Source organism: Rhizobium sp. LjRoot254 (assembly GCF_964254105.1).
Taxonomy (GTDB): Bacteria; Pseudomonadota; Alphaproteobacteria; order Rhizobiales; family Rhizobiaceae; genus Rhizobium_E.
Genome location: NZ_CAXUSM020000001.1, coordinates 2,615,956 through 2,634,588, shown reverse-complemented (window position 1 = coordinate 2,634,588; position 18,633 = coordinate 2,615,956). Strand labels below are relative to the sequence as shown.

The 18,633-nt window shown below is 60.7% G+C and carries 14 protein-coding genes; 11 read left to right on the top strand and 3 right to left on the bottom strand.

Going from position 1 to position 18,633, the window contains the following annotated elements:
- Positions 1 to 132 precede the first annotated feature (132 nt).
- From ACSQ26_RS12955 to ACSQ26_RS12920, 8 genes are all read left to right on the top strand, one after another.
- Positions 133 to 960, top strand: coding sequence for a hypothetical protein (locus tag ACSQ26_RS12955; protein ID WP_436009352.1), 828 nt, complete (start codon positions 133 to 135; stop codon positions 958 to 960).
- A 54-nt stretch (positions 961 to 1,014) separates the two neighbouring features.
- The gene (locus tag ACSQ26_RS12950; protein WP_436009350.1) at positions 1,015 to 1,944 is read left to right on the top strand and encodes an omptin family outer membrane protease; all 930 of its coding nucleotides are present in this window, start codon (positions 1,015 to 1,017) and stop codon (positions 1,942 to 1,944) included.
- Positions 1,945 to 2,035: 91 nt separating this feature from the next.
- A complete protein-coding gene (locus ACSQ26_RS12945; RefSeq protein WP_436009348.1) occupies positions 2,036 to 3,184 on the top strand; it encodes an AI-2E family transporter in 1,149 nt (382 codons plus the stop codon).
- Positions 3,185 to 3,197: 13 nt separating this feature from the next.
- Positions 3,198 to 3,893: a DnaA regulatory inactivator HdaA gene (gene hdaA, locus ACSQ26_RS12940; RefSeq protein WP_436009346.1), complete on the top strand. Its 696-nt coding sequence runs from the start codon at positions 3,198 to 3,200 to the stop codon at positions 3,891 to 3,893.
- Positions 3,894 to 3,971: 78 nt separating this feature from the next.
- A complete protein-coding gene (locus ACSQ26_RS12935) occupies positions 3,972 to 6,176 on the top strand; it encodes an RNA degradosome polyphosphate kinase (RefSeq protein ID WP_436009344.1) in 2,205 nt (734 codons plus the stop codon).
- 24 nt (positions 6,177 to 6,200) lie between these two features.
- A complete protein-coding gene (gene ppx, locus ACSQ26_RS12930) occupies positions 6,201 to 7,727 on the top strand; it encodes an exopolyphosphatase (RefSeq protein ID WP_436009342.1) in 1,527 nt (508 codons plus the stop codon).
- 149 nt (positions 7,728 to 7,876) lie between these two features.
- The gene (locus tag ACSQ26_RS12925; protein WP_436009340.1) at positions 7,877 to 8,626 is read left to right on the top strand and encodes a calcium-binding protein; all 750 of its coding nucleotides are present in this window, start codon (positions 7,877 to 7,879) and stop codon (positions 8,624 to 8,626) included.
- 271 nt (positions 8,627 to 8,897) lie between these two features.
- Entirely contained in the window at positions 8,898 to 9,689 is a 792-nt protein-coding gene (locus ACSQ26_RS12920; RefSeq protein WP_436009338.1) for a calcium-binding protein, read from the top strand.
- 64 nt (positions 9,690 to 9,753) lie between these two features.
- Here ACSQ26_RS12920 and rnd read toward each other — a convergent pair whose 3' ends face one another.
- Both rnd and ACSQ26_RS12910 read right to left on the bottom strand, forming a co-directional pair.
- Positions 9,754 to 10,920 carry a ribonuclease D gene (gene rnd / locus ACSQ26_RS12915; RefSeq protein WP_436009336.1) on the bottom strand — a complete coding sequence of 389 codons (1,167 nt, stop codon included), beginning with the start codon at positions 10,918 to 10,920 and terminating at the stop codon, positions 9,754 to 9,756.
- A gap of 82 nt (positions 10,921 to 11,002) precedes the next feature.
- Positions 11,003 to 12,142 carry an MFS transporter gene (locus ACSQ26_RS12910; RefSeq protein ID WP_436009334.1) on the bottom strand — a complete coding sequence of 380 codons (1,140 nt, stop codon included), beginning with the start codon at positions 12,140 to 12,142 and terminating at the stop codon, positions 11,003 to 11,005.
- A gap of 223 nt (positions 12,143 to 12,365) precedes the next feature.
- Between ACSQ26_RS12910 and ACSQ26_RS12905 the strand changes: the two genes are divergently transcribed.
- Complete coding sequence (locus ACSQ26_RS12905; protein ID WP_436009332.1) at positions 12,366 to 13,583, top strand: calcium-binding protein; 1,218 nt, start codon at positions 12,366 to 12,368, stop codon at positions 13,581 to 13,583.
- A gap of 39 nt (positions 13,584 to 13,622) precedes the next feature.
- Here the strand turns inward: ACSQ26_RS12905 and ACSQ26_RS12900 are convergent, their stop codons facing one another.
- Entirely contained in the window at positions 13,623 to 14,330 is a 708-nt protein-coding gene (locus tag ACSQ26_RS12900; RefSeq protein ID WP_436009330.1) for a hypothetical protein, read from the bottom strand.
- 155 nt (positions 14,331 to 14,485) lie between these two features.
- Between ACSQ26_RS12900 and aspS the strand changes: the two genes are divergently transcribed.
- Positions 14,486 to 16,294 (top strand): aspartate--tRNA ligase, encoded by a 1,809-nt coding sequence (aspS, locus tag ACSQ26_RS12895; protein WP_436009328.1) that lies wholly within the window; start codon positions 14,486 to 14,488, stop codon positions 16,292 to 16,294.
- 240 nt (positions 16,295 to 16,534) lie between these two features.
- Positions 16,535 to 18,622 carry a calcium-binding protein gene (locus ACSQ26_RS12890; RefSeq protein ID WP_436009326.1) on the top strand — a complete coding sequence of 696 codons (2,088 nt, stop codon included), beginning with the start codon at positions 16,535 to 16,537 and terminating at the stop codon, positions 18,620 to 18,622.
- The last annotated feature ends 11 nt before the right edge of the window (positions 18,623 to 18,633 follow it).

Here is an 18,633-nt window from a genome sequence, read left to right as displayed (position 1 = left end):
AGATCGATAAAATCCGACCGTCATAAAAAACCGCAAATAAACCGCCCCGGCATTCATCCCCGCGCTGAAAACCGCTGTTAAGATCAATTTAACGGCGTTGCCCGCCAATGGGAGCACATCGAAGGGATAAGCATGCGGAAACTCGTGTCCATATGGACTGTATTGCCCAAGGGACAGCAGCTTTTTCTCGTGGCGCTGGCCACGTTCATCGTCATTCCCTTTGTCGTTCTGCTCTTCCTGCAGATTTACAACGCCTATCACCTGACCCAGCTCGGCAACGATATCGCGATCAAGGAAAACGAGTGGAAGATCGCGGCCGCCAAGCTCAACGCCAATGTCGATCCGGAAAGCCTGAAGAGCCCCGCCAATCAGTTCGCCTACAAGCTCATGGAAGTCCATGACGACATGGTCGCCGAACGCCGGGTGATCGTCACCATCCAGCAGCCGCTCGGCGAGAAGAAGCTGAAATCCGGCAAGACATTCACCGACGACGAGCTTCTCAATGCCGCCTCCGAGAAGATCAACGACATGGGCGAGGCCGAATGCGCCGCCATGCTCGAGACGCTGGCCGGCAGTTGCACCGTGATGTCGGCGACGGGCCGCGCGCTCGGCAGCAATGCCTACGAATACCAGCTGCAGCTCGCCTTCGCCGAAAAGAGCAAGCTCGGCACCGTCGATCCGACGATGTCCTATGAATTCCTCGTCACCAAATCGAGCCCCGGCAAGGCCGCGACCGCCGCACGTGTCTACTTCGAGAAGGCGGCCGGCCTGCGCCAGCGCATCTACCAGGATGTCGCCGATACCTGTGCTGCCATGCGCAAGAAATCCGGCAATTGCAGCATCACCGCGCTTTCGGTGGCCTCCAAGCTGGACCGCGGCACGCCGATGGTCCGGGTTTCGGCGTCGGCGGCTTACGCCAGCCTTGTGCGGGCATCCGAAGTAACCGCCAGCACCCGTTGAAGCCTCTCCAATCGGTGATATCCTCGAACTCCCGGTGATTTGGAGAGATTCGCCATGAATTTTCGTGCATTGGCCGCGAGCGTAGCGCTTCTTTCGATACCCGCCGCATCGCATGCCGGCGACATGCTGCTTTCCTCGGCCGATGGCACGGTCATCTTTCGCGGCAGCTACGGCATATCAGCGATCAAGGCCAACGAACTGGTCTACGAGGGCAAAGCCAAGGTCTCGCAACTGATCTGGAAAAGCCAGGGCATCAGCACATTCACCGGCGACGCGTCATTCGCGCTCGACAAATCTTTCTACGTGAAGGCAATCGGCACCATAGGCCTCGGCGGCGATGGCTACATGGCCGATTACGACTGGTTCAATCCCGGCGGCCCCTGGACCCACCGCTCACAGCATCCCGACACCCGTCTCGACCATTATTTCGCGCTGAGCCTCGAGGCCGGCCGCGAGATCCTCTCCCATGACGGCACGGCGGTCTCCCTCGGCGGCGGCTTTAGATATACCGACATCAAATGGTCGGCCTATGGCGGCTCCTTCGTCTATTCCGACACCGGCTTCCGCGCTGACCGGGGCAAATTCCCGGATGGCGAGAAGGGCATTTCCTACCAGCAGCAATGGCCGGTGCCGTATCTCGGCGTCAATCTCAGTCACACCGAAGGCGCCTGGACCTTCGGCAGCGCGCTGCAGGGCGGCATCGCGGTCGATGCCGACGGCACCGACGACCACTGGATGCGCGACCTGCGCTTCATCGATCATTTCGACACGACGCCGGCGGTGATGATCTCGGCATCGGCCGAATACGAATTCCGGCCCGACACCGCCTTCTATCTCTCGGGATCGTTCGACCACATGTTCAGGACCCGGGCGGACACCGACGAGATCGACAAGCTCACCGGCGACAAACTCAAATTTCCAGATAGCGCCGGCGCGGATTATCAATCGGTGACCGTGTCGGTCGGGCTGAGAGGGAAGTTCTGAACGTTTGACCGATCACAAGATGTCGCACCCTTGACCACCCCTCCATCCCCGTCATATTGCCATGACGCAATTCACGGGGATGCGACGACCGATGACCACTCATATCTCGGGCAGGAACCTGCGCCGCCAGATATTCTTCTGGCTGCTCGTGCTCGCCGCCTTCATCGGCTTCCTGATGCTGTTCTCGTCGATCCTGCTGCCTTTCGTGGCGGGCATGGCGCTGGCCTACTTCCTCGATCCGGTGGCGGACCGGCTGCAGCGCTGGGGGTTTTCGCGCATGGCGGCGACGTCGGTGATCCTCATGTCCTTCGTCATCCTGCTGACGATCGCGCTGATGATCATCGTCCCGCTTCTCGCGAGCCAGGCCGCCGATTTTGCCAAGAACGTGCCGGGTTACGTGACCTCGTTGCAGGGAATTCTCGCGGAGACCAATTCGACACTCGTGCCCGACTGGCTGAAGGATCAGATGGGTACGCTCAAGGAAAATGTCGGCAAGTATATCGGCGAGGGCGCAACCTTCATCGCCGGTGTCTTCGTGCAGATCTGGGCCTCGGGCAAGGCGCTGGTCGATATCCTGTCGCTGCTGGTGATTACGCCGGTGGTTGCCTTCTACCTGCTCCTCGACTGGGACAAGATGATTGCCAAGGTCGATCGCTGGGTGCCGCGCGACTGGACTGGTGTGGTGCGGCGGCTCGCCGGCGAGATGGATCATGCGATCGCCGGCTTCGTGCGCGGCCAGGGCACGATCTGCATCGTTCTGGCGGTGTTGTACGGCGGCAGCCTGTCGCTGGCGGGGCTGAATTTCGGCCTGCTGATCGGCATCGTGTCGGGGCTGGTATCCTTCATTCCCTATGTCGGTTCGCTGCTCGGACTGGTGCTGTCGGTGGGCGTGGCGCTCGTCCAGTTCTGGCCTGATTATCCCTGGATCGGGCTGATCGCCGCGATTTTCTTCCTCGGCCAGGTCATCGACGGCTATGTGCTGCAACCGAAGCTGATCGGCGAGCGGATCGGGCTCCATCCGGTATGGCTGATGTTCGCGCTGCTGGCCTTCGGCTCGCTGTTCGGTTTTGTCGGCCTGCTTGTGGCGGTGCCGCTCTCGGCCTGCATCGCGGTGCTGGTGCGCTATGCGCTGTCGCGCTATCTCGACAGCGACCTCTATCATGGCGACGCGACACCGGATGCCGACAAGCCGCAGATCATTGCCGAGGACGCGACTATCCTGATCGTCAAGGAAAAGTGATAGGCTTGCTCGCATGAAAGCCACCAGAGCCGCAAAGCCGGAGCAACTGCCGCTCGACCTGCGCCATGACGCGGCGACCGGGCGCGACGATCTCGTGATCTCCGATCCGGTGAGCGCGGCCGCCTCGATCATCGACCGCTGGCCTGACTGGGCCTCCTCAGTGGTCATCATCACCGGACCCGAAGGCTCGGGCAAATCGCATCTGGCCCAGGTGTGGCGCCGGAAGAGCGGCGCGAAATCCGTGCGGCCGGTGGCTGGCTCCGGCGCCATCGAGGCTGCCGGCGAGGGGCCGGTGCTGATCGAGGACGCCGACCGCGAAGGCTTCGACGAAACCGAACTGTTCCACCTGATTAACGCGGTTCGCTCGGCGGGCACCAGCCTGCTGATCACGGCGCGGAGCTGGCCGTTGGCGTGGGGTGTAAAGCTTCCTGACCTCGTCTCGCGGCTGAAGGCGGCCACCACGGTCGAGATCGGTGCGCCCGATGACATGCTGCTGTCGCAGATACTGGTCAAGCTGTTTGCCGACCGGCAATTGCAGGTCGATGACAAGCTGGTCGCCTATATCGTGTCGCGCATGGAGCGTTCGCTCGCCGCCGCGCAGACGATCGTCGAGCGGCTCGATACGCTGGGGCTGTCGCGCGGCTCGCGGATTTCGCGCGCGCTTGCCGCCGAGGTGATGGGCGCGCTTTCCGAGCGTGAAGACGATTGACTGTCACGGAACTGTCGTCATTCTGTAATAATTCAGGGCCGATTTTGCTTTTTTGAATATTTGTATGGAGGTGACGGGATGGAAGCTGGTGCGAGTGGGCTGATAGCGATGGAAATGCCGGCTGAGCTCCAGGCGGCTCCAGCGTCGACTATCCGCGAGAGCCCCGACCGCTTCATCAACCGTGAATTCTCCTGGCTTCAGTTCAACCGGCGGGTCCTTGAAGAGACGCTCAACGTCAACCATCCGCTGCTTGAGCGGGTGCGGTTCCTGTCGATCTCGGCCAACAATCTGGACGAATTCTTCATGGTGCGGGTCGCGGGCCTCGAGGGCCAGGTGCGCGCCAATATCGCCGTCAAGAGCCCCGACGGACTGACCCCTGCCGAGCAGCTCGAACAGATCCTCAGGGAAATCAACAACCTGCAGATGGAGCAGCAGGCGGCACTCGCCGTGCTACAGCAATATCTTGCCCGCGAGGATATCCTGATCGTCCGGCCCGGCGCGCTCAGCAAGGAAGACCGCAGGTGGCTGGAGAAGGAATTCGACGAGGCGATCTTTCCGGTGCTGACGCCGCTCAGCATCGATCCCGCCCATCCCTTCCCGTTCATTCCCAATCTCGGATTCTCGATCGCGCTGCAACTGTCGAGCCTGTTGGGCAAGGAGCCGATGACGGCGCTGATCCGCCTGCCGCAGGCGCTCGACCGCTTCATCAAACTGCCCGACCAGAAGGGCACGCTGCGCTACATCACGCTGGAAGATGCGGTTGAAGCCTTCATCACCAAGCTCTTTCCAGGCTACAAGGTCGAGGGCTCCGGCACGTTCCGCATCATCCGCGACAGCGATATCGAGGTCGAGGAAGAAGCCGAAGACCTGGTCCGGTTTTTCGAAAGCGCGCTCAAGCGCCGCCGGCGTGGTTCGGTGATCCGCATCGAAACCGATAGCGAGATGCCGCAATCGCTGAGGAACTTCGTCACCCACGAACTCGGCGTGCCGGAAAACCGCACCGCGGTTCTGCCGGGCTTCCTGGCGCTCGATGCACTCTCGGAGATCGCCAAGGCGCCGCGTGACGACCTGCGCTTCGCCGCCTATAATGCCCGCCATCCCGAACGGGTGCGCGAGCATGCCGGCGACTGTTTCGCTGCGATCCGCGAGAAGGACATGATCGTCCATCACCCTTATGAGAGCTTCGACGTGGTGGTGCAGTTCCTGATCCAGGCCGCGCGCGACCCCGATGTGGTGGCGATCAAGCAGACCCTCTACCGCACCTCCAACGACAGCCCGATTGTACGCGCGCTGATCGACGCCGCAGAGGCCGGCAAGTCGGTGACGGCACTGGTCGAACTCAAGGCGCGGTTCGACGAGGAGGCCAATATCCGCTGGGCGCGCGACCTGGAACGAGCCGGCGTGCAGGTCGTGTTCGGCTTCATCGAACTCAAGACCCACGCCAAGATGAGCATGGTGGTGCGCCGCGAAGACAGGCGCCTGCGCACCTATTGCCACCTCGGCACCGGCAATTACCACCCCGTGACCGCGAAGATCTATACCGACCTCAGCTACTTCACCTGCAATCCGATCATCGCCCATGACATGGCCAACATCTTCAACTTCATCACCGGCTACGGCGAGCCGGAAGCGGGCATGAAGATAGCAATGTCACCCAACACGCTGCGCCCGCGCATTCTCCAGCACGTCCGCGAGGAGATCGAGCATGCCAAGGGGGGCAAGCCGGCTGCGATCTGGATGAAGATGAACTCTCTGGTCGATCCCGAGATCATCGACGCGCTTTATGACGCCAGCGCCGCCGGCGTGAAGGTGGAACTCATCGTGCGCGGCATCTGCTGCCTCAGGCCCCAGGTCGAGGGCCTGTCGGAAAATATCTGGGTCCGCTCCGTCGTGGGCCGCTTCCTTGAGCACAGCCGTATCTTCTGCTTCGGCAATGGTTTCGGCCTGCCGAGCGAGAAGGCATTGGTCTATATCGGCTCGGCCGACATGATGCCGCGCAACCTCGACCGGCGCGTCGAGACGATGGTGCCGCTGGTCAACAAGACTGTGCATGAGCAGGTGCTGTCCCAGATCATGCTGGCCAACCTGATTGACAACCAGCAGTCCTACGAGATACTCCCCGACGGCACTTCCAGGCGCGTAACGGTACGCGAAGGAGAGGAACCCTTTAACGCGCAGCTCTATTTCATGACCAATCCGTCGCTCTCCGGACGCGGCGAAGCGTTGAAATCGAGCGCGCCGAAGCTGATCGCCGGCAGGTTCCCATCCTCCGGCCGGAAATGACAGAAGCGCTGAATTCGGTATCTCATGGTAGAATCTGAAGCCCAGGGACGGTTGCCCGGCATGGAGCCGGTGTCGATCGTCGATATCGGATCCAATTCGGTCAGGCTCGTGATCTATGAGGGGCTCAACCGCGCCCCCACCATGCTGTTCAACGAAAAGGTCATGTGCGGCCTCGGCAAGGGGCTGGCGCAGACCGGCAACATGGATGCGCAGAGCGTGGAACGCGCACTGACCGCGCTCAAGCGGTTCAGGGCGCTGGCGACGCAGGCGCGGTCGCGTACCATGTTCGCCATCGCCACCGCAGCGGCCCGCGAGGCGAAGAACGGCCCCGAATTCATCCGGCAGGCCGAACTGATCCTCGGGCAGAAGATACGGGTCCTCTCCGGCGAGGAAGAGGCGCATTTCTCGGCGCTCGGCATCGTCAGCGGCTATTTCGACGCCGATGGCATCGTCGGCGACCTCGGTGGCGGCTCACTCGAACTGGTCGATGTGCGCGGCAAGGGGCACGGCACGGGACTGACGACGCCGCTCGGCGGATTGCGGCTCTCGGAATTCTCGGGCGGCTCGCTGACCAAGGCGGCCAATCATACCCGCAAGCTCCTGCGTGGCGTCGATTTCCTCCGGGAAGGTGAGGGGCGCACCTTCTATGCCGTCGGCGGCACATGGCGCGCGCTGGCCAAGCTGCACATGGAGCTCAGGAACTATCCGCTCCACATGGTCCAGGACTACCGCCTTGGCCTCGACGAAGCGATGGTTTTCCTCGACGAGGTGATCCGCAACAAGGAACAGAAGGAACCGGCCTATCAGTCGGTTTCCCGTTCGCGCCGCGCGCTGCTGCCCTATGGCGCAGTCGCCATGCGCGAGGTGCTGGCGGAAATGAAGCCGTCGCGCGTCTCCTTCTCGCAGCAGGGTGTGCGCGAGGGCTATCTCTATTCGCTGCTGCCGGACGCTGAGAAGGCGCAGGATCCGCTGCTGTCGGCGGCGCGCGAACTGGCAGTCCTGCGTGCCCGCTCGCCCGAACATGCCCGCGAGCTTGCCAGGTGGACCGGTGAAATGGTTCCGGCCTTCGGCATCCGCGAGACGGTGGAGGAGGGGCGCTACCGACAGGCAGCCTGCCTGCTCGCCGATATCAGCTGGCGCGCCCATCCGGATTATCGCGGCCTGCAGGCGCTAAACCTGATCGCGCATGGCGCCTTCATCGGGATCACCCATCCCGGCCGGGCGTTCATTGCGCTCGCCAACTATTACCGTTTCGAAGGCCTGAACGACGACCACGAGACGGACGAACTCTCGACGATTGCCACGCCGCGCCTGCTGGAACTGGCAAAGCTGCTCGGCGGCCTGCTGCGCGTTGCCTACGTCTTCTCGGCCTCGATGCCGGGCATCGTCCGGCACCTCCGCTTCGAGGCGCCGAAAATCCCGCAAAGCGGTCTCGATCTCGAATTCGTCGTGCCGCACGAATATTCGGCCTTCAGCGGCGAGCGCATCGAGGGACGGCTGCAGCAGCTTTCCAAGCTCACCGGCAAGAAGCTGGCATTCCGGTTCGAGTGAGCCAATCCGCACATCGCTAAAAATTAACTGACCGCAACAAGACTCTGTAAAGCCTATAATTTATTGATGAACTATCGCCGTGCCTGAGCGCGTTATTTAGTAACCAATTGCCCCCATCATCGCCCTAATATGTGGGTTAGGGGGTTTCAGTGGTTAGCGTCAAGCTTGGTGCAAAAGTCAAAAACTTCGATTTCGATGTCGCTGACATTAGATTCAAGAGCCTCGGTGAGGATCCGCCGAAGATTTCGATCGGCAGGAACGAAATCAAGCTTACGGAAGATAAGAACAACTATGTCGTGCTCGAAGGCGAGTTCAAGTTCAAACTGGGCGGTGACGTCCAAGACATGATCAGAAGCCTCGATTCGGTCACCGTCGTGGCCGATGGCAAAGAGGTGTATTCAGCATCTGATCTCGACCTGACCGCGCGTGAAATCGGTGAGGCCTTCAAGGTCAAGGACTGGCTCGCCGAACAGGACTTCGTCGTCAGGGGCAATGCCTCCGGCAGCCAGCTTACTGCCTCGGGCCACAAAGACGTCATGCACGGGCTGGCCGGTAATGACAGCCTGTTCGGCCTGGCCGGCAACGATAAGCTGTTTGGCGATGCCGGAAACGATGTCCTGAACGGCGGCGAGGGCAATGACTTCCTCACGGGCGGCCTCGGCATCGACACGTTCATTTTCGTTTCCGGCGACGGTGCGGACGTCGTTATGGACTTCACTGCAAAGGGCAGGGCGCACGAGATCATCGATCTCACTGCTGTCGATAGTGTTGCGTCCTTCGAGGATCTGTCGCTCGATCAGGCCGGCAAGAATGTCGTCCTCGACCTTGGCGACGGCGACACGATCACGCTTAGGAATGTGGCGCTCGCCAATCTCGACGCCTCCGATTTCCTGTTCTGATACAATATTCTGTCTAACACCCGGCGCCGGTCTCACTCAGAGACCGGCGCCATTTCTATTTTAGCTTTTATGTATTAGAAAGTATATCCTGCGCGAATTGACAATAGGCAGGAATGCAAGATCTGGATCGTTTTTGTTCGTAAAATATTTTCTATACAGAATATTGGCTAGCCGAATTACCGCTTCTTAACTGTACTGTCTCACCGAAATTTCAGCTTTAGACCATAAGTTCATCTCAACACCAAGGCGGTGGGTAATCAGGGGTGAAAAAATGATCAACGTAACTTTCGGCGCTGCTGGCGCCTCGGATTTCAATGTTTCGAACTTCGTGTTCCAGGCGCTTACTGGCGCAAGTTTCAAGGTTGAGTTCCAGGAAGGCACAGGTGAAGCGCTCGACAGCGTGCGCTTCTATTCCGGCAAGAATGACTATGTAGAATTGAAGGGTCAATTCAACGCGGAAGACCCGGTGGACCAGGAAACCGCGAGCTTGCTCGACAACGTCGAAACAGTCGCCAGCTACAAGGTGGTCGCTAATGGCAAGGTTGCCTTCCAGATTTCCGGACTGGAAATCGGTGCGGATCAATTGCACAGCTTCAAGGCGCTCGGCAATTATCTTGCGGGCAGCGACTATCAGATCACCGGCAACAATGCCGCCAATGATCTTTACACTGCCGATGGCGCCGACAAGCTGAATGGTCTCGACGGCAATGACTTTCTGTTCAGCGGCGCCGGCGATGACGCCTTGCTGGGCGGCAAGGGCAACGACAGGTTCGAAGCCGGCAAGGGCAACGACAGCATTAACGACAAGATCGGCGCCGACACCCTGATTTTCCACAGGGGCGATGGCACCGACAGTGTCACGGGCTTCAACTTTGTCGGCAAGGGCCACGATAATATCGACCTTTCCGAGTATTTCGGCGGCGACAAGGAGCTTCGCTTCAAGGACCTCGACATTTCCAGGCAGGGAAAGTCCGATGTCGTGATCGATCTCGATGGTGCCGACCAGATCGTCCTGCACGGTGTGACCACCAAGCAGATCGACGCCTCGGACTTCCAGTTCTAAGACGGACAGAATGAAACAAGGGCCTGGCGGACGACCGCCGGGCCCTTTTTGCATGAATTGCGGCTTATTCGGCGGCGAGCGAAAACTCGACCACGTCAACCTTGCGGTTGACGAAGCGCAGCGCCATCTCGCCCTGGATCAGCTTCAGGGCAGGCTCGCCGAACAGTTCGCGCCGCCAGCCGTGCAGGGCGGCGACTTCGGCTTCTTCGCCCTTGGAGGCAATGGCATCGAGGTCGTCGCCGGAGGCGATGATCTTCGAGGCGACGCCGTTCTTTTCGGCGATCAGCTTGAGCAGGACTTTCAGCATTTCCACGGCCGCGCCGCTGCCTTCGGGCGCGTTGCCGGAGCGCGGAATGCGCGGAAGGTCCGCCTTCGGGATGGCGAGCGCCGCATTGACCGCGCCGAGGATCGCGGCGCCATTCTGCGAGCGCTCATAGCCCTTGGGGATCGTGCGCAGGCGAGCGAGCGCTTCGGTGTCCTTTGGCTGCTGCTGGGCGATCTCGAAGACCGCATCGTCCTTCAGCACGCGGCCGCGCGGCACGTCACGCGAGCGGGCCTCGCGCTCGCGCCATGCGGCGAGGTTCTTGAGGATCGCCAGTTCGATCGGCTTGCGCACCCGCATCCTCAGCCGCTGCCAGGCGTCGTCGGGGTGCAGGTCGTAGGTCTCACGGGATTCGAGCACCGACATTTCTTCGGCCAGCCACTCCGTGCGGCCCTCGCGCTCGAGTTCGCCCTTGAGGTGGAGATAGACATCCTTCAGGTGCGTGACGTCGGCGATGGCATAATCGAGCTGCTTTTCCGACAGCGGACGATGGCTCCAGTCGGTGAAGCGCGAGGACTTGTCGAGCTGGACGTTGACGATGCGCTGGACGAGCGTGTCATACGACGCCGAGTCGCCGAAGCCGCAGACCATGGCGGCCACCTGCGTGTCGAATATCGGATGCGGGATCAGCCCGCCGCGATTGAATATGATTTCGATATCCTGGCGCGCCGCGTGGAACACCTTGGTGACCGACGTATCGGCCATCAGCTTGAAGAACGGGGCGAGGTCGATGCCGGGTGCGAGCGGATCGACGATGGCGTCGAGATCGGGCCCCGAGAGCTGGATCAGGCAGAGCTGCGGCCAGAACGTCGTCTCGCGCAGGAATTCGGTATCGACTGCGACATAGTCGTGCCGGGCAAATATTTCGCAGGCCTCGGCGAGTTCCTCGGTCTTGAGAATGATCTTCATAAATACAGAGTCCGTATTGTTTTGATGTTCTTCCGCTTATGGCGGGCAAAAATCAAGGCTCGGCGAAAGCTTTGCCCGCATTTTATCCAGGGCGTTGCAGCTTGCGTGTCAACGTATAGGCGAGAAATATCGCCTGCGTCGCGGCCGTGAAGGCAAACATCGACTTCGGACCGAACCAGCCCATGATAGATGCGGCAAGCCATGGACCGATCACGGCGCCGGCCGCCCAGTAGAAAAGCAGGGCCGCGGTGATGGTGGCGAACTCGCCGGGGCCGGCGCGATCGTTGGCATGCGCCGAACACATCGAATAGAGCGGCATCGAGAATGCGCCGAGCAGGAAGACGCCCGCGATGTTGAGAAAGATGCTGTTGCCCGCGAAGAAGAACAGCAGCATGCTCGCCAGCATGCCACCGGCAGTCGCCACCATGATCACCGTGCGCCGGTCCTTACGGTCCGAATAGTGGCCGAACGGATATTGCAGCACGACGCCCGATATGATGCTGGCCGCGAGGAACCAGGCGGTCACCGTCGTGTCGAAGCCGAGTTCGAGGCAATAGACCGGTCCGAGCGATCGATAGACGGTATTGGTCATGCCGACGGCGAAGCAACCGACGGCGGCGAGCGGCGAGGTCAGCCACAGATATCTCATGTCGAAATTGACATGGTCGGGCGGCGAGGGGCTGGATTTGTCGGCGAGCGAGATCGGCGTCAGCGACAGCGACAGCGCGATCGCCGAGATACCGAACAGGATGAAGGACGTGCCGCCGAACCACGGCAGGAAATACTGCGCCGACGTGTTGGCGGCAAGGTCGACATAGCGGTAGACTGAAAGCGTGCGCGCGCGGATAGCGTTGTCGACCTTGGAATTGAGCCAGCTCTCGATGACGGCAAAGAGCACGGCAAGGCAATAGCCGCTGATCAGGCGCAGGATGGTCCACAGCCACGGATCGACCACCAGGCCCGCCAGGATGATCGTCGCCGTCGAAATCGCCGCCATCGCCGAGAAGGCACGGATATGGCCGATCTGACGGAGCAGATGCGTGATGTGGAAGCAGCCGAGCGCGAAGCCGAGATAATAGGATGCGGTGATCAGCCCGATCAGCCAAGGCGGAAAGCCCTCCGACGAGGCCCGCCAGGCAATCAGCGTGCCCTGCAGGCCATTGCCGAACATCAGAAGCGCTGCTGAGGCGAGAAGCGGGATGAGGGAAGTAAGCTTGTTCATGCGAGGGTTACGCGTGGAGAATGGCCGCCTGAATCGGCCCTGATCTATTCCTAGCGGCAAACACAGCCGAAGTCCGTCCGAATCCGGCATGCCAGGTCAAAAAATGCGTAGGCTAGGGGTGGCTCGATTTGGGCTTGGGCGGGCCACCGATTTTCCCTGGCATGTGATTGGACAGGTTGAAGCCGCCGTGGTCTAATTCGCGAACGAAACGAGGGGAACGGTTATGCCTGTTGTCACGACGGATGCGGATCTCATCGGCACCTATGTCGAACAGGTCGAACTTCAAGGCACGGGCATCAAGGTTTCCATCGCGGTCGAGACGACGGTGCAGATGAGCCTCGACGACGCGATATTCGTGGGCGCCGCTTCGACCGGCAACAGACTTGTCGTGCATGGCCTGGTGCACGCCGAGCGTGATGAGGGCAATTCCGCCACGTCCGCGATCAATGCCGTCGGCGCCGGCACGGCGATCACCATTTCCGAGACAGGTTTCGTCTCGGGTTTTGTCGGCATAGAATCCCAGGGGGCGGACGCGCGCATCGTCAATCAAGGTCTGGTGATCGGAGCGGTCGCCGGCGGTACCGGTATCATCTATTCCGGGACCAGCGCCGAGATCGTCAACGCGGGCACGGTGAGCGGCGATACAGGCGTTGCGTTTTTCGCGAGCTCGGGGAGCTTGGTCAACGAGAAGGGCGGCACGATCATCGGATACGACATCGGCGTGCTGATGCTCTCCCCCGCCGACGGGCTCACGCTCAGGAATTTCGGCGAGATCGAGACCTTCGGGCTCGGCATTGCCGTCGAGGGCGGCGGTACCGGCGACGTGGTGATAAATAGCGGCTTCATCAACGGCAGGATCGCGCTGCATGGCGGCGCCGACGTCTTCGATAATCGCGGCGGCCGGCTGAACGGCGCCTTCCTTGGCGGCGCGGGCGACGACACACTGATCACAGAGCGCAATCTCAGCTTCGTCGAGGGTGTCGGCGAGGGTGTGGACACGGTGAAGGCCACGCGCAATTTCACACTCGGCGACAATGTCGAGGCGCTGATCCTGATCGGCGGCTTTGATTCCAAGGGGACGGGAAGCGCCGGGGACAACGAAATATCGGGCAATTCCGGCGACAACCGCATCAAGGGCATGGACGGAGCCGATCTGCTCGGCGGCGGCAAGGGTGACGATCTCCTGTCTGGCGGCGCGGATGAGGACACCTTCGTCATGAAGAAGGGCTGGGGCCGCGACACCCTGTCCGACTATGTCGACGAGACCGACCAGATCGCCATTCTCGACGTGAAGGGGATCGAGGATTTCGGCGATCTCGAAAAGCATATCGAGCAGAAGGGCGCAGACACCCTGATCCTGCTCGGCAGGGGCGACACGCTGGTGCTGAAAGGCGTTGACGCGGACCTGCTCGAGGCGACCGATTTTTCTTTCACGATCTGAAGCGGATTACGATCCGCCCGGCCGATTTGGTCCCAGCGTTCAGAAGAAATCGAAATACTTGTCCTTGCCCTCGATCTGGGCCTGGGTCACATCCTCCAGCGTCAGCGTATCGCCTGTCGGCAATTCGAGGGTCACGTTGGTCCCGTCCTCGGTGACGACCTCTGTGAACGTGATGTCGTCATAGAGGTAATAGTCCATATAGATGAAGTCGTGGTCGTTGCCGGTCAGGTCGAAATCGGTGACGGTGTCGGCATCATAGCCGGTCAGGAAGGCGAAGGTGTCGGCGCCGGCGCCGCCGGTCAGCGTGTCGTTGCCGCGATGGCCGTAGAACCAGTCGTCGCCGCCCCGGCCGCTGAGCGTGTCATCGCCGGCAAAGCCCCACATGCTGTCCTTCTTCGCCGAACCGCTGACCGTGTCGTCGCCGTCCATCAGCCCGTGCAGGATGCGAAAGGGATCGCTTTTCAGGCTGAACGCCTTGTAGAGATCGGCGGCGTCGGCCTCCAGATTGTCGAACGTGTAGATGCGCTGGCCCTTGTTGTTGAAGAACTCGGCGCTCTCTATCGTGCCATCCGTGATGACGTTCTGGGTCTTTTCGAAGTTCTCGCCCTCGAAGACCATGGACGTGCCGTCCTTGTCTTTCAGCGTGAACGTGTCGTCGTTGAGTTTGGAGATAGCGAGTGTCTTGCCGTCGAACTGGGAGAAATTGTCGAAATCGGGCAGTCTCTTGCCGTAGACGATCGTAGCCATTTGGGAATCCTCATGATGCCTTGGCCGGACAAGACACGATGAGGATTGCGCTGGGCTGGTGAGAGCCTTCCGCCTTGACAAATCGGGCACATCATGCGCTTGTCCCGCCGAATTTTAACGACCCATTTTCCGGGATTCCCGGCAGGATATTCGACATGCAGGACCAACAGTTTCACCGCTACCGCAGCCATACATGCGCGGCACTCCGCAAATCCGACGTCGGCCAGACCGTGCGTATTTCCGGCTGGGTGCATCGCGTGCGCGACCACGGCGGCCTGCTGTTCATCGACCTGCGCGACCATTACGGCATGACCCAGATCGTCGTCGATCCGGATTCGCCGGCCTTCAAGGCGGCCGAGACCGTGCGCGGTGAATGGGTGATCCGCATCGACGGCCTGGTCAAGGCGCGTTCGGAAGACACGATCAACAAGCAGATGGCGACTGGCGAGATCGAGCTTTACGCGCAGGAGATCGAAGTGCTCTCCGCCGCCAAGGAACTGCCGCTGCCCGTGTTCGGCGAGCCTGATTATCCCGAAGACATCCGCCTCAAATACCGCTTCCTGGATCTCCGCCGCGAGACGCTGCACAAGAACATCGTCAAGCGCAGCCAGATCATATCAGACATGCGCAACCGGATGACCGATGCCGGCTTCGGCGAATATTCGACGCCGATCCTGACTGCGTCGTCGCCCGAAGGCGCGCGTGACTTCCTGGTGCCGTCGCGCATCCATCCCGGTACATTCTTCGCGCTGCCGCAGGCGCCGCAGCAGTATAAGCAGCTCTTGATGGTGGCCGGTTTCGACCGCTATTTCCAGATCGCGCCCTGCTTCCGCGACGAAGACCCGCGCGCCGACCGCCTGCCGGGCGAATTCTACCAGCTCGACGTCGAAATGAGCTTCGTCACGCAGGAAGACGTGTGGGACACGATGGGTCCCGTGATGACCGAAGTGTTCGAGAAATTCGCCGACGGCAAGCCGGTGACCAAGGACTGGCCGCGCATTCCCTACGACGTCGCGATCCGCAAATACGGCTCCGACAAGCCCGACCTCCGCAACCCGATCGAGATGCAGAGCGTCACCGAGCATTTCGCCGGCTCGGGCTTCAAAGTGTTCGCCGGCATGATCGAGAGGAACCCGAAGGTCGAGGTCTGGGCGATCCCGGCCAAGACCGGTGGTTCGCGCGCTTTCTGCGACCGCATGAACGCCTGGGCACAATCGACCGGTCAGCCGGGGCTGGGCTATATCTTCTGGCGCAAGGAAGAAGACGGCACGACCGGTGGTTCCGGCCCGCTCGCCAAGAATATCGGCGAGGAGCGCACCGAAGCGATCCGCACGCAACTTGGCCTGGATGTCGGCGACGCCTGCTTCTTCGTGGCCGGTGAGCCGTCGAAGTTCTACAAGTTCGCAGGCGAGGCGCGCACCAAGGCGGGCGAGGAACTGAACCTTGTCGATCGCGACCGGTTCGAACTGTGCTGGATCGTCGACTTCCCGTTCTTCGAATACAATGACGAAGACAAGAAGGTCGATTTCGCCCACAACCCGTTCTCGATGCCGCAGGGCGGGCTTGAAGCGCTCGAAACGCAGGATCCCTTGACGATCAAGGCCTATCAGTATGACGCTGTCTGCAACGGTTTCGAAATCGCCTCTGGCTCGATCCGCAACCAGTCGCCGGAACTGATGGTCAAGGCATTCGAGCTGGTGGGTCTCAGCCAGACCGACGTCGAGGAACGCTTCGGCGGCATGTACCGCGCCTTCCAGTACGGCGCCCCTCCGCATGGCGGCTGCGCCTTCGGTATCGACCGCGTGGTGATGCTGCTCGTGGGTGCCAAGAACTTGCGCGAGATCACGCTGTTCCCAATGAACCAGCAGGCGCAGGACCTCTTGATGAACGCACCGGCTCCGGCCATGCCGAAGCAGCTGATGGAGCTGTCGCTCCGGGTTATTCCGCCGGTGAAGAAAGACTGAGCTAACAGCTTGAGCGCAAAATGAAATCCCGGAGGGCGACTTCCGGGATTTTGTGTTTCCGGCAGCACCGGTACTCGCCGTAAGCGTGATTCAAGAAAAGAGACGATCTCACATCGCACCGCCGACCGCTGTGGTTGCATGAGTCGAGTAATCGTGCTTAATCAATTCTTAATGCCTTTCCCGAGTGACTTCCGTCGGCCGTTCAGTTCTTTGGTCCATCTATTATAATGGGAGATATTGATGTCCTCACAGGCAACGGCCGGCACGGAAACGCTCGTCAATAGCTATACCACGAGCTATCAGGACGAGCCCTCGGTGACGGCGCTGGCCGATGGCGGCTGGCTGGTGTCATGGATGTCCCTTGGCCAGGACGGTTCAAGTTATGGCATCTACCAGCAGCGCTACGATGTCGATGGCGTGGCATCCGGCACGGAAACTCTGGTCAATAGCTATATTACGGACTGGCAGAACAATCCCTCGGTGACGGCGCTGGCCGATGGCGGCTGGCTGCAGACATGGCATTCCTGGAGCCAGGATGGCGGCTTATATGGCATCTACCAGCAGCGCTACGATGCTGATGGGCTGGCATCCGGCACGGAAACGCTGGTCAATAGCTTTACGCCGGGCGATCAGTACGATTCCTCGGTGACGGCGCTGGCCGATGGGGGCTGGGTGGTGACCTGGGCGTCCAATTTTCTGGATGGCTCCAGTTATGGCATCTACCAGCAGCGCTACGGTGCCGATGGCGTGGCATCCGGCACGGAAACACCAGTCAATAGCTATACGACGGACTATCAGTACAAACCCTCGGTGACGGCGCTGGCCGATGGCGGCTGGCTGGTGACATGGGCATCCCTTGGCCAGGATGGCAGCTTATTTGGCATCTACCAGCAGCGCTACGATGCTGATGGGCTGGCATCCGGCACGGAAACGCTGGTCAATAGCTATACGACGGGCTATCAGGACACTCCCTCTGTGACGGCGCTGGCCGACGGCGGCTGGCTGGTGACATGGTCGTCCGATGGCCAGGATGGTCATGCCTGGGGCATCTATCAGCAGCGCTACGATGCCGATGGTGTGGCATCCGGCACGGAAACACCAGTCAATAGCTATACCACGGACGATCAGTACCAGCCCTCTGTGACGGCGCTGGCCGATGGCGGCTGGCTGGTGACATGGTCGTCCTATGGTCAGGATGGCGAAGCCTATGGCATCTACCAGCAGCGCTACGACGCCGAAGGTGCTGCATCCGGCACGGAAACGCTGGTCAATAGCTATACGACGGACTATCAGTACAAACCCTCAGTGACGGCGCTGGTCGATGGCGGCTGGCTGGTGACATGGGCATCCTATGGCCAGGATGGCTCGGAATATGGCATCTACCAGCGCCATTTCGCCGCCGATGTCCGGGGCGGGGCACTGGCAGACATCCTTGCCGGCACCAGCTGGGACGAGACGCTGATCGGCTTTGGCGGCAATGACACGCTCGACGGCAAGGGTGGCGACGACATTCTGATCGGCGGTTTCGGCAATGACATCTATGTGGTCGATTCCACCGGCGACCAGATACAGGAAATGGCGGTGCAGGGTACCGATACCGTGCTGTCATCGATCAGTTTCAGTCTCGCTGGCATGTCCAGCATCGAGCACCTGACATTGACCGGTTCAGGCGATATCAATGCCACCGGCAATGCGCTCGACAATGTTCTCACCGGCAATTCCAGCGACAACACGGTTGAAGGCGGCGGCGGTGCGGATACGCTGATCGGTGGCGATGGCGCCGACACGCTGATCGGTGGTAGCGGCAACGACATTTACGTGGTCGAATCCACCAGCGACCAGATTCAGGAACTGGCGGCGCAGGGAACCGACGAAGTGCGTGCATCGGTCGGGTTCAGCCTGCTCTTATTGGCCGATGTCGAGAACCTGACATTGACCGGGCTGATGAACATCAAGGCGACCGGCAACGCCACGGCCAACAGCCTCGCGGGCAATGCCGGAAAGAACATAATCAAGGCGCTGGACGGCGCCGACATTCTCGCCGGCGGCAAGGGCAACGATACGTTGTTCGGCGGCGCCGGTATCGACACGTTCGTCTTCAACACCGATGACGACGCCGACAGGATCAAGGATTTCGATTCCAAGGGCGTCGATCATGATGTGATCGATCTTTCCGGCCTCGCCGCCATCACCGATTTTGCCGATCTCAAGGCCGGCCACATGAGGCAGCAGGGCGCGAATGTGGTCATCAATGGCACCCAGGGTGATATGATTACGCTGGAGGGCGTCAGGATCAAGGACCTCGACGCGGGCGATTTCCTGTTCTGACATCCGGAAGC